This window comes from Acinetobacter sp. 22323 (assembly GCF_052044895.1).
Taxonomy (GTDB): domain Bacteria; phylum Pseudomonadota; class Gammaproteobacteria; order Pseudomonadales; family Moraxellaceae; genus Acinetobacter; species Acinetobacter schindleri.
Genome location: NZ_JBQEOL010000006.1, coordinates 1 through 12,476, shown reverse-complemented (window position 1 = coordinate 12,476; position 12,476 = coordinate 1). Strand labels below are relative to the sequence as shown.

General features: G+C 45.4%; 11 protein-coding genes and 1 rRNA gene. 9 read left to right on the top strand and 3 right to left on the bottom strand.

All coding sequences use genetic code 11. The features are described 5' to 3' along the window. The first annotated feature begins 3 nt into the window (after positions 1-3). The 4 genes from ssuD (at position 4) to ACTJIX_RS05370 (ending at position 3,794) form a co-directional block, all read left to right on the top strand. Positions 4-1,179 carry an FMNH2-dependent alkanesulfonate monooxygenase gene (gene ssuD, locus ACTJIX_RS05385; RefSeq protein ID WP_004890944.1) on the top strand — a complete coding sequence of 392 codons (1,176 nt, stop codon included), beginning with the start codon at positions 4-6 and terminating at the stop codon, positions 1,177-1,179. After that, positions 1,179-1,994, top strand: coding sequence for an aliphatic sulfonate ABC transporter permease SsuC (gene ssuC / locus ACTJIX_RS05380; RefSeq protein WP_103799799.1), 816 nt, complete (start codon positions 1,179-1,181; stop codon positions 1,992-1,994). Before ssuD ends, ssuC begins: the two co-directional genes overlap by 1 nt. A gap of 24 nt (positions 1,995-2,018) precedes the next feature. Beyond that, on the top strand, positions 2,019-2,825 hold the full coding sequence (locus tag ACTJIX_RS05375; RefSeq protein ID WP_111810717.1) for an ABC transporter ATP-binding protein: 807 nt from the start codon (positions 2,019-2,021) through the stop codon (positions 2,823-2,825). A gap of 333 nt (positions 2,826-3,158) precedes the next feature. After that, positions 3,159-3,794, top strand: a complete 636-nt coding sequence (locus ACTJIX_RS05370; RefSeq protein ID WP_171058634.1) for a TetR family transcriptional regulator C-terminal domain-containing protein — start codon at positions 3,159-3,161, stop codon at positions 3,792-3,794. Positions 3,795-3,854: 60 nt separating this feature from the next. Here the strand turns inward: ACTJIX_RS05370 and ACTJIX_RS05365 are convergent, their stop codons facing one another. Further along, positions 3,855-4,418 carry a 5'-methylthioadenosine/S-adenosylhomocysteine nucleosidase family protein gene (locus ACTJIX_RS05365; protein WP_004813939.1) on the bottom strand — a complete coding sequence of 188 codons (564 nt, stop codon included), beginning with the start codon at positions 4,416-4,418 and terminating at the stop codon, positions 3,855-3,857. Between the two features lie 331 nt (positions 4,419-4,749). Here ACTJIX_RS05365 and ribF point away from each other — a divergent pair, with 331 nt between their 5' ends. From ribF to ACTJIX_RS05340, 5 genes are all read left to right on the top strand, one after another. Next, positions 4,750-5,751, top strand: coding sequence for a bifunctional riboflavin kinase/FAD synthetase (ribF, locus tag ACTJIX_RS05360; RefSeq protein ID WP_440611248.1), 1,002 nt, complete (start codon positions 4,750-4,752; stop codon positions 5,749-5,751). Positions 5,752-5,815: 64 nt separating this feature from the next. Beyond that, positions 5,816-8,662, top strand: a complete 2,847-nt coding sequence (ileS, locus tag ACTJIX_RS05355) for an isoleucine--tRNA ligase (protein WP_440611247.1) — start codon at positions 5,816-5,818, stop codon at positions 8,660-8,662. Further along, positions 8,655-9,185, top strand: coding sequence for a signal peptidase II (gene lspA, locus ACTJIX_RS05350; RefSeq protein WP_004813944.1), 531 nt, complete (start codon positions 8,655-8,657; stop codon positions 9,183-9,185). The genes ileS and lspA overlap by 8 nt, the downstream gene beginning before the upstream one ends. A 1-nt stretch (position 9,186) precedes the next feature. Further along, positions 9,187-9,669 (top strand): FKBP-type peptidyl-prolyl cis-trans isomerase, encoded by a 483-nt coding sequence (locus ACTJIX_RS05345; RefSeq protein WP_004890959.1) that lies wholly within the window; start codon positions 9,187-9,189, stop codon positions 9,667-9,669. A 128-nt stretch (positions 9,670-9,797) separates the two neighbouring features. Further along, on the top strand, positions 9,798-10,340 hold the full coding sequence (locus tag ACTJIX_RS05340) for an NADPH-dependent FMN reductase (protein ID WP_048882116.1): 543 nt from the start codon (positions 9,798-9,800) through the stop codon (positions 10,338-10,340). A 570-nt stretch (positions 10,341-10,910) separates the two neighbouring features. Here ACTJIX_RS05340 and ACTJIX_RS05335 read toward each other — a convergent pair. Both ACTJIX_RS05335 and rrf read right to left on the bottom strand, forming a co-directional pair. Further along, positions 10,911-12,107, bottom strand: a complete 1,197-nt coding sequence (locus ACTJIX_RS05335) for a PQQ-dependent sugar dehydrogenase (RefSeq protein WP_440611246.1) — start codon at positions 12,105-12,107, stop codon at positions 10,911-10,913. 277 nt (positions 12,108-12,384) lie between these two features. After that, positions 12,385-12,476: ribosomal RNA gene (rrf, locus tag ACTJIX_RS05330) — 5S ribosomal RNA — on the bottom strand; the annotation flags it as partial.

Sequence of the window (12,476 nt, the reverse complement as noted above, 5' to 3'; positions counted from 1 at the left end):
GACATGAAAATTTTCTGGTTTATTCCGACACATGGTGACAGCCGCTACTTAGGTACCAGCAAAGGTGCACGCCAGGTCGATCATGCTTATATGAAACAGATTGCAGTTGCGGTCGATAACCTGGGCTATGAAGGTGTACTGATTCCAACAGGCCGTTCATGTGAAGATCCATGGTTAACCGCAGCCAGCCTGATTGACGCGACCAAGAAATTGAAATTCTTGGTTGCGCTACGTCCGGGTGTAACGACTCCTGCACTGGCTGCACGTATGGCAGCAACCTTTGACCGTTTATCTGGTGGCCGTGTCTTGCTAAATCTGGTCACTGGTGGTGATGAGCAGGAACTAAAAGGCGACGGCGTGTATGAAGATCACGAAACCCGCTACAAGACTGCAACTGAATACACGACAATCTGGCGTGAAATCCTGAAACGCTCTCACACGGGTGAAAGCTTCACTTTCCACGGTGAACGCTTAAGTGTAGACGATGCAAAATTGCTCTATCCACCTATTCAAGAACCTCATCCTCCACTGTGGTTCGGCGGTTCTTCAGATGCTGCGATTGAACTTGCAACAGATCAGGTTGACACTTACCTGACTTGGGGTGAACCACCTGCAGCAGTCAAAGAAAAGATTGAAAATGTCCGTGCCAAAGCTGAAGCGAAAGGCCGTAAGCTTAGCTACGGTATCCGTTTACATGTGATTGTTCGTGAAACCAATGAAGAAGCATGGAAGGCCGCAGAAGAGCTGATCCAGTATGTAGATGATGCAACCATTGCAGCAGCGCAGGCAAAATTCAAGCAAATGGATTCAGTCGGTCAGCGTCGTATGGCTGAACTGCACAACGGCGACCGTAGCAAACTTGAAGTCTCTCCAAACCTTTGGGCAGGTGTCGGTCTGGTACGTGGTGGCGCAGGTACAGCACTGGTAGGTGACCCTGAAACTGTCGCAGCACGTATTCAGGAATATGCTGACTTGGGTATCGATACCTTTATCTTCTCAGGCTACCCACATCTGGAAGAGTCGATCCGTTTTGCTGAACTGGTATTCCCACTTTTACCACTTGAAACCCAGAAAAAATTGACTCAGCCAAACCTGACAGGTCCATTCGGTGAAATTGTGGCGAATAACTACACACCAGATGAGAACAAGAAAGCTGCGAGTGTTCAGGAGCCAGCTTAATGTCGAAAGTCGTTTCTGTTGAAACCATCGCAGAAAAGAAGGTTTCACGTGGAACACAACTCAGGCAGCGTTTGCTGCCCTGGTTAGTTCCCATTGGATTAATTTTGATCTGGCAGATCGCGTCTAGTACCGGCCTGCTGGAAAGCCGAATTTTACCTGCACCGAGTGCAGTCATCGCCGCATTCTGGGCTCTGCTGATGAGTGGCGAACTCTGGACCCATGTAAAAGTCAGTGCTGGCCGTGCCCTGAGTGGTTTACTGGTGGGTGGTGGTTTGGGGCTGCTTCTAGGTTTACTCAATGGTTCATCCAAGGCTGCCTCTACCCTGCTCGATACCACTTTACAGATGATCCGGAACATCCCTGCCCTGGCCCTAATTCCACTGGTGATTTTGTGGTTCGGTATCGATGAATCAGCCAAGCTGTTTCTGGTCGCTATCGGCGTGTTCTTCCCGATCTATATCAATACCTATCATGGTATTCGCTCAGTCGATCCGCAGCTGATCGAAATGGGTAAAAGCTATGGGCTCACCCGTTGGCAACTGTATAAAGAAATTATTTTACCGGGCGCAATGCCTTCGATTCTGGTGGGTTTACGTTTCTCGTTAGGTTTAGTGTGGGTACTGCTGATTGTGGCTGAAACCATTTCTGCACAGTCCGGGATTGGTTATATGACCATGAATGCACGTGAATTCCTGCAAACCGATGTGGTACTGGTCGGTATTTTACTGTATGCCCTACTTGGCAAACTGGCGGATGTTCTGGCGGTTGCCTTGGAACGTTTCCTGCTGCGCTGGCATGCTGGCTATCAAAAATAAATGAATAATATTGAGGAGCATATGATGACTGATCTCAGCTTAGGGCGTCTCGCCAATGACCAAACTGCACCACAAGACTATGCTGCGGCAGATATTGATCCCCATGCAGTCATCGGTGCCGAAATTATTATTGAACAGCTGCATAAGTTCTATGGCTCGGTCAAGGTTCTGGAAGATCTGGATCTGCATATTCAGCCGGGCGAATTCCTGGCAATTGTCGGTCGTAGTGGTTGTGGTAAAAGTACCCTGCTGCGTCTGATTGCCGATCTGGAAAAACAGAGCTACGGCGAAATCAAGTTCAAGTCAGCACGTCATATTCGTGAAGGTATTACTGCGGACGATATCCGGGTGATGTTCCAGGATCCGCGTTTGTTGCCATGGCGGAGCATTGAACAGAATGTGCAATTGGGCTTGCCGAAAGATCAGCATGCCAATGCATCAAGCATGCTGGAGAAAGTCGGCTTAAAGGAAAAAGCAGGGCTATGGCCATCGCAACTGTCGGGTGGTCAGCGTCAACGTACAGCCTTGGCACGTGCTTTATCCCATAAACCACGTATCCTGCTCTTGGATGAACCATTAGGTGCCCTAGATGCCTTGACCCGCCTTGACATGCAGAACCTGATCGAGAAGTTATGGACTGAACAGGGCTTTACTGCGATCCTGGTGACTCATGATGTCAGTGAAGCCGTACAGTTAGCAGATCGCATCATCCTGCTGGACAAAGGTCATATTGCCAAAGAGTTCCGTGTCAACTTGCCACGTCCACGTCAGAAAGGAACCCAGTTTGCTGAACTGGAACAGCGAGTTCTGAATGCCGTACTGGCAACCTAAAAAGAAATAAAACCCGGCTCTAGAATCCGGGTTTTCACTTTGAAGGATAGATAATTCTTAGAATTTCATCAAAATTAAAATTACAGTCCATCTTAAAAATAAAATGTCATGAATCTGACATTGATTAAACTGATTTCTCAATAACAAAAGACTTCAAAATAATTTAAACATTTTCAAAAGCTTGATTTTTATACTGGGATTCGCTAGTTTTGTAAGGATTACATAGTTGATCTACAGAATAAATCATCATTATTCAAAAAATTAGACTTCTACTTTGTGCACAAATCTGATGATTTGCCGTACAATTCAATATTCCCTTTTTTAATTGTTTTTATATTGCTGATGGAACAAAAAAAGAGTACTCAAAAGCGCAACCAGCTGCTCAGTGCCGCTCTAGACGTTTTTTCCCTATATGGTTTTAGTGGGGCAAGTCTGGACGAAATCGCACAAATTGCAGAAATGCATAAATCTAATATTTTCTATTACTATGAAAATAAAGAAGCTCTCTATGTAGAAGTGTTAACCACCGTACTGCAAAAGTGGCTTGCACCGCTGCAAATGCTTGAAGCCGAGCTAGAACCGGAAGAAGCGATCACCAATTATCTGATGCAGAAAATTGAAGTATCACGCACGCAACCGAAAGCATCTCGCCTGTTCGCCTTGGAAGTGATCCAGGGGGCACCACATATTCTGGAAATCCTGAAAGGTCCACTGAAAAAACTGGTGAAACGTAAAGCCAAGGTGATCAGTAACTGGCAGGAACAGGGCAAGATTTCTAAAGATATTGACCCTGAACTGCTGATCCTGAATATCTGGGCAGTGACACAGAACTATGCCGACTTTGCCATACAGATGGAAATGGTGACCGGCAAAACGCTGCGTAACCGTAGCATGCAGCAGCGTGTGATTCAGCACACTGTACATATGATGCTTTACGGTGTACTACCACGTCCTGAACAAAACGCATAAGTTTTGCTTGGCATACGACCATAGTCATTATGGTCGCCGATCCGGTCTTTGAACTTATTCTTATTTTAACATCTGATATAAAAATAACAGTTTTTTCGCGCCTAACAATAAGTTTTCCTCCCAGTCGAGATGCGCTGTGTCATTGGCACCATCGGTAATGTATTTTACAGAAATCAGGCGTACGCCGAGTTTCTTGCATACCTTGGCCAATGCATAGCCTTCCATGTCGACCAGTTGGCAGGGCACTTTCGGTTGTCCTGTTTCGAAGCTATCTCCGGTTCCGCAAATACCCTTGGGCAAATGATCAAAGAAAGGCTCAAGCTCGATTGCTCCCGGGAAATGCTGATCCATCGGGGTTAAGCCGACGTCAAAACCGAGTGGTGAAACATCCATATCGCGCTGCACAAAATGGCTGACTTCGACCAGGGCATGCGCATCAAAATGCGAACTGCCTGCCGTACCTAGGTTCAATAAAGTCTTGCAGCCTGTGTTCTGAATCACTTCAAAGGCTTTAAAGGCTGCGTTGACTTTGCCAATACCGCTATAATGCACATCAATACCTTGTGCTTCAAATAAGCCTTTGGATTCATTGGGCAAAGCCATAATCAGTGCATGTTCAGACATTGGGTTTCCATATCAATTTTAAAATACTGGACTATTAAAAGATAAACAGGTGAGCGCTGCAAATAAAAATCGATTTCTGCTCAGCAGAAAATGGTCTCTGCCCTGTCTGCTATAAACCTGTTTAAACTGCCAGAAAAATAGAGATAGCTCTGATTATTAGAGCGCTAAGGAAGCAGGAAATATTGATTAATTTTTATTTTATTCAGCCGATTAAGTTCTAGGCTAAAGATTTTTAAATAAAAGATATTGCATAAAAACACAACAACAAGACGAAACGTAAAGATTATGGCAATATATAGCCTCTTCGAATTTCCAAGCACCTGATTCGCCCATGAAGCTGCTCCGTCTAAATGCCTTATCGTCTCGCACAGAGTTACCTAAAACGGTGGTTACCATTGGTAATTTTGACGGTGTGCATTTAGGTCATCAGGTCATGATCAAACAGCTGAAAGCCGTGGCGGAACAGCAGCAGCTGAAAAGCGTGGTCATGATCTTTGAACCGCAGCCACTGGAATATTTCAAAGGCTATGAGGCCCCACCCCGTATATCATCTTTACGTGAAAAGGTGGAATACCTGACTGAACTGGGTGTGGACTATATTGCGGTGGCGAAATTTGATGAAAGTTTCCGTAGCCTGAATGCAGAACAGTTTGCCGATATTCTAAAAGATAAACTGAATGCCGAGCATCTGGTGCTGGGTGATGATTTCCACTTTGGTAAACACCGTCAGGGCAATAGCGAATTCCTACGTAACTATGGTTTTCAGGTCACCAATCTGGATACCGTACAACTCGACGGCGAACGTGTCAGTTCGACCCGTATCCGTCAGACACTACAAGCAGGTGATCTTGCCATGGCTGCCAAACTCCTGGGGCGTCCTTATAGCATTACCGGGCGGGTACAGTATGGTGACCAGATTGGCCGCACCATTGATTTCCCGACCATTAATGTGCGCTTAAACCGTCATAGACCGTGTTTGCAGGGTATTTATGGCGTGGAGGTGGTGTGTGAAACCGAATCTTTAAAAGATAAAGCTATAGCTAGTGATGCAAGCAAAACAGGCATTGCTGGCTATGACCCCACCGGTCTGTTTGGCGCCGGACATGTCGGGACCCGCCCGGCCATTCAGCAGGAACAACCAGAATGGCGATTAGAAGTACATTTCCCTGATGTTTCTGCTAATCTGTATGGCCTGTTGATGCGGGTGACATTCTTAAACTATTTGCATGGCGAAAAGAATTATCCTTCGCTTGAAGCCCTAAAAGCCGGAATTGATGACGATGTCGAGAAACTACTTGAGTTTCGTCGAAATCACCCCACATTTCCCTTTTAATCCCCCATATTTTTATTGTAAAACGTGTCTGTCAAATGACAGATTGAATTGGAAGACAACTTGCATGAGCGATAAGCAAACTCCTGAAAATGCAGTGGATTACAAAGCCACGCTAAACCTCCCAGGTACTGACTTTGCAATGAAGGCAAATCTGGCAGTACGTGAAGCGAAATGGTTAGAAGAGTGGTATGCCGACAACATTTATCAGCAGATTCGTGAGTCGCGTATTGGCAAGAAAAAATATGTACTTCATGACGGCCCTCCGTACGCAAACGGCCAAATCCACTTGGGCCATGCAGTCAATAAAGTTTTAAAAGACATCATTATTAAAAGCCGTGTCATGGATGGCTTTGATGCCCCATATGTACCGGGCTGGGACTGTCACGGTCTTCCAATTGAGCTTAAAGTTGAAGAAAAAGTCGGTAAAGTCGGCGTGAAAGTCGATGCGTCTACCTTCCGTAAAGCTTGCCGTGAATATGCCTACACCCAAGTTGAATTACAAAAGAAAGATTTTGTACGTATGGGTGTGTTCGGTGATTGGGACAATCCGTACCTGACCATGAACTTCAAACAAGAAGCGGATATTGTTCGCTCACTGGGTGCAATCGCAAAAGCTGGTCATATCGAACCAGGTCTGAAACCGGTCAACTGGTGTCTGGACTGTGGTTCATCTCTGGCTGAAGCAGAAGTTGAATATGAAGATAAAAAATCAGACGCGATTGACGTCGGTTTCACTGTAGTCGATCTGGCTGACCTGTCTGCACGTTTAGGTGTAGAAGTCGCTGACCGTACTGATATCGTGATCTGGACCACAACGCCTTGGACGCTTCCTGCGAACCAAGCCGTTGCCCTGCATGCTGAAATTGAATATCAACTGGTGAAAGCGCGTGGCGAAGAAAAAGCGGCGCAAAACTTTATCCTGGCCAAAGATCTGGTGGAATCTGCAACTGAACGCTACGGTTTTACCACTGTTGAAGTCATTGCTGATTTTGCCGGTAGCAAACTTGAGCACCTGATTCTGCAACATCCACTGATTAACGATCGTCAAGTGCCTGTAATCTTGGGCGAACACGTGATTGCCACCAGTGGTACCGGTGCAGTACATACGGCGCCTGGCCATGGTGTGGACGACTATAAAGTTGGCTTGCTGTACAACCTGAAAGTAGAAAATCCAGTCGGCGGTAACGGTGTGTATTTACCAACGTCTCCGCTGTTTGCTGGCGAGCATATCTACAAAGCCAATCCGCAAATTATTGCTGCATTAGCAGAGGCCAACAAGCTTTGGGCACATCACCCAATCAAACACAGCTACCCGCACTGCTGGCGTCATAAAACCCCAATTATTTTCCGTGCGACACCACAATGGTTTATTAGCATGGATGCCAAAGGCTTACGTCAAGGCGCATTGAATGCGATCGAAAACGAGATCAGCTTTGTGCCGGACTGGGGTAAAAACCGTATCCAGGCGATGATTGAAGGCCGTCCAGACTGGTGTATCTCTCGTCAACGGACTTGGGGTGTGCCAATTCCGTTCTTCGTACATAAAGATACCAATGAGCTACATCCTCGTACGCCTGAACTGATCGAAGAAGTCGCTAAACTGATTGAACAGGAAGGTATTGATGGCTGGTACAATCGTGATGCACGCGAGTTCATCGGTGATGATGCTGAACAGTACAATGCGGTACGTGACACGCTAGACGTATGGTTCGACTCGGGTACAACGCACTACGCTGTATTACGTGAACGTGAAGAACTGCAAGATCCTGCGGATCTTTACCTTGAAGGTTCAGACCAACACCGTGGCTGGTTCCAGTCTTCGTTGTTAACCTCGATTGCCATCAACGAACGCGCACCATATAAAGGCTTGCTGACGCACGGCTTCGTGGTGGATGAGAAAGGCCGCAAGATGTCGAAATCGTTGGGTAACATTATTACCCCACAAGACATCATTAAAGATATGGGTGCAGACGGTTTACGTTTCTGGATTGCATCTGCGGACTACCGCTATGAAATGACTGCAGGTAAAGAAATTTTTAGCCGTGCATCAGATGGTTACCGTCGTATCCGTAACACACTGCGTTTCTTACTTGCCAACTTAAATGGTTTCAAACCATCAACTGATGCGCTTCCTGTAGATCAATTGATCGCGCTTGATCAATACATCCTGCAACGTGCGGCTGAAGTACAAAAAACCGTTCAGCAAGCTTATGAAGATATGAACTTCCATATCGTAACCAATGCCTTAACCAATTTCTGTATCAATGACCTGGGTGGTTTCTACCTCGACATCATCAAAGACCGTCAATACACTACCAAAGCCGATTCTCAGGCACGTCACTCTGCACAAACTGCACTGTATCATCTGGTACAGGCATTCGTACGCTGGATGGCACCGATCTTGAGCTTTACTGCACAAGAAGCTTGGCCATTGATTCCTGAGCAGTCAGAGAAATATGTGTTCACTGCTGAATGGTATGACATTCCAGCTGCATCTACTGCGAACTTGGTGACTGAAGCTGAATGGCAAACGCTGATTTCGGTAAAATCTGCAGTGAACAAGTTTATTGAAGCGGCGCGTACTGAAAAAACAGTGGGTTCGAACTTGTCTGCCAAAGTTGAACTTTGGGCGTCGAACGAGCTGAAAGCGGTATTGGACAAACTGGGTGATGAACTGCGTTTTGTACTGATTACCTCTCAAGTGATCGTGAATGATTTTGAGGCTGCCCAAGGTGAAACATCTGATCTAGAAGGTCTGAATGTGAAAGTTTCTGCAGCAGACGGCGAGAAATGTGTACGTTGCTGGCATGTACTTCCTGATGTAAACACACATGCATCACACCCAGGCTTGTGTGGCCGCTGTATCATCAACCTGCCGACAGGCCAAGGCGAAGAGAGAAAATATGCCTAATCCACAAGAAAAAAAGGGCTTATTCCAGTTCTATCCTCACAACTTGTGGTGGTTAGGTCTGACTATTGTTTCAATTATTCTGGATCAATGGACCAAATGGATTGCGACCACTAGTCTGAATTACGCAGATCCAGTACCTGTCCTGCCCTTTTTAAATTGGACATTACTGCATAACTATGGCGCAGCCTTTAGTTTTCTGTCCGATGCCGGTGGATGGCAACGTTATTTCTTTACTTCGCTGGCAGGAGTAGTGTCTGTGATTTTCGTGTTCTGGCTGATGCGTATGCCAAAGAACATGAAAGTTTTACCTTTGGCCGTTGCCCTGATTCTGGGCGGTGCCATCGGCAACCTGATTGACCGTGTTTCTCTCGGCTATGTAGTCGATTTTATTCATGTTTATTATCAGAATAGCCACTTCCCTGCCTTTAACCTTGCAGACAGTGCCATTACGTTAGGTACTATTTTAATGCTGATTGACACCTTCTTCTTAGAAGGAAAACGCAACCAACAGCAGGCGAAATAACATGACTGATTTTATTAATCCTAACGAGGAAACTCGTATTGAAGCTGGCTCTAAGGTTGAGCTTCATTTCTCAGTAGCCATTGAAAATGGTGTTGAAATTGACAATACCCGCAGTCGTACTGAGCCGGTAAGTCTGGTGATGGGCGATGGCAGCTTGCTACCAGGCTTTGAAAAAGCGCTGTTCGGTTTACGCGCCGGTGACCGTCGTACCGTAAGTCTTCCTCCTGAAGATGCTTTCGGTCCATGGAATCCTGAAAACGTACAAAAATTTGATACTGTGAAATTTGGCGAACGTCCAATTGAAGGTCATATGATCGAGTTTGAAGACAAAGCGAAACAAAGCCTGTATGGCGTGGTGAAAACCGTCGGTGATGACATCACTGAAGTGGATTTCAACCACCCGCTAGCTGGCAAGAATATTACTTTTGAAGTAGAAATCTTTAAAGTAACCCCAGCCGGTCAACAAGGTGTGAAATTGATGTAAGCATTATTTCAAGACAAAGCGCCTTCGGGCGCTTTTTTTAGTGCAGATATCAAGATACAAATCATGCCTATTCATCCTTGCTTATTCTGATTAATTTAAATTGAGTGAAGCAATGACAGGATAATAAGATGAAGATTTACATCATTGTAGGCAGTATTCGCGAAGGACGTGTAGCGATCAAAGTAGCTGACTGGATCTTTAAACAAATTAAAACCTATCACTTCAGTACAGTGGAAGCTGAAATTGTCGATCTGAAAGAATGGGACCTGCCGATGTTTGCTGGTGCACATCCTCCACTCACCGGTATTTATGACCAGCCTAAACAACAGGAATGGGCTGATTTTATTGCACTTGCAGATGCCATTATTTTTATCAGCCCGGAATATAACCATGGCTACAGTCCAGCCCTGAAAAATGCCCTGGATTATCTGGGTAAGGAATGGCAAGGCAAACCGGCGGCTTATGTCGGCTATGGTGCGACCAATGGCTCGCGCTCTATCGATCAGATCCGACAGGTCGGTACGCAGCTTGGTTTAGTGGATACCAATGCGGTAATCGAAATCCGTGATATCTTTAGTCGTGCGAAGGACTATACCTTTGAAGGGAATGAATTCGATAATAAAACCCTGCGAGGCGTGGTAGACAAGCTGATTCAGTACGTCAGTGCATAAGTTGCCGCGGACAGCCACGTCCGTTTTAGCTTACAAGCCAAGCAGAAATCACTGCTATTTGCCTACAAATATACACGCTATATTTAAGTCATCACTGGACAGGATGTCCAATAGCGATACAAGAATAAGAAAAAGCGCATCACAACAGGAAGTTGCCAGATCCGACAGGAGTCAGATCTTCATAGCAAATCCAAAAGGCCTCGACATCCTGTCGAGGCCTTTTACTTCCTGGGTTGTCTATAAGCTTAAATATTCCCGCTCTCTTGCTGCAAATTTCAGCACCACTGTACGCTATGGCGTACAAGTATTGGGGAGAATTGAGGCTATACCAAATCCGGAATTCCTCTTATAGTTAAGACATACAGGACAGGATGTCTTGAAGAATAAAAAACAATAAATGCAGCAGGAAGTTGATCGGTATGACAGGAGTTATACCTTGATAAATGAATCTGGAAAAGCCCTGACAGGATGTCAGGGCTTTTTCTTTTATACCTTTATAAGAAGCATATTTTTACTCTTAAATGAAAAGAGGATTCCTAAGAATCCTCCTATCTATATAAAAATTATGACTTAAAGCGCTGTGAGCTTTAACAAACGTGCCTGAGGACCATCTTCAATCACCCAGATGCCCCCATCCTGAGCCTGTACTGCGCCACGAATCCGTGCTTTCATATCGAGCCGTTGAACTTCTTTGGCAGGTTGCTGCATTGTATCTATAATAATAATTGCCTTGGAAGAAAGACCTGTGGCTATCGCTTTATTTTGCCATTGCGGGAACATTTTTCCGGTATAGAAGTTCAGGTCAGATGGAGAGATTACCGGCGTCCAGTCCAATACAGGTGATTCAAATTCAGGTCGGGTACTGTGGTCAGGAATTGGCTTTCCATCATAATGATCACCATTTGATACTAAAGGATAGCCATAATTTTTAGCCTTGATAATCTTGTTTAGTTCATCACCGCCCTTCGGTCCCATTTCAATGACCCAGAGCTGCCCTTTGGGATCAAACGCCATTCCCAGAGGATTACGGTGTCCAAGACTCCAAACCTGCTGGGCAATTTCACCCTGATTCATAAAGGGATTATCGGCAGGGATCGAGCCATCATCGTTCAGGCGAATAATTTTACCGACGTTAGACTTCATATCTTGTGCAGGATCAAACTGTTGACGTTCACCCGAGCTGATCCAGAGCTTGCCATCCGGCCCGAATACAATTCGGTGTCCATAGTGGCCCTGCCCCGAAGAAAATTTAGGAACCTGAGTCCAGATTTTTTCGATCTGGGTGAGCTGTGGTGTACTACGCTTCAAATCCAACTTGCCACGAATTACTACTGCGCCATAACCGCCTTGACCCTGTTCAGCATAGCTCAGATAGATCCATGGGGTATTGGCGAAATCAGGATGTAATGCGACATCTCCCAAGCCGCCCTGACCGCCATAAGCCACTTTTGGGGTGCCTTTAATTACAGTCTTTTTCTTGGTTTCTGGATCGAATAAATACAGTCTGCCTTTACGCTCGGTAACCAATAGATGACCATCCTTTAAAGGTGCTATCGCCCATGGTTCATTAAACTCGGCAATATTATTAACCTTATAGGCTTGCTGTACTTGAGTGGAAGAAGGTGTAGTTACAGTTTCAGAAGTAGAGTTTGCCGCTTCCGGACTCTTATTCAGTTCCTGTGACGTCTTGTTCTGTGCATGACAGGCAGTCAGGCTATAAGGGATAAAGCCTAAACACAACATTGCTGCGAGATGAACCTGTTTCATTGTTATTCTACATACTTATTAAAACGAATAACTTACAATTTAGCATCTCAAACGCTCACTAAAAGCATAAAAAGGTTAACAATCGTAAACGAAAATAACCCTAGCTTGCGCCGATAAGTCTTAACTATATTGAAACTATCCCTTGATACAGGCTGAATTACATTAGATTTTCACCTGATAGATCTGTTGGCCCGCAGTTTTCAGTAAGCAATCAATTGATCAGATCTCGCCCATAAAAAAACACCCCCTTCAATAGAAGGGGGTGTTTAGAATAATGAGCTGGCGATGACTTACTCTCACATGGGTAATCCCACACTACCATCAGCGCTAAGAGGTTTCACTTCTGAGTTCGGGAAGGGATCAGGTGGT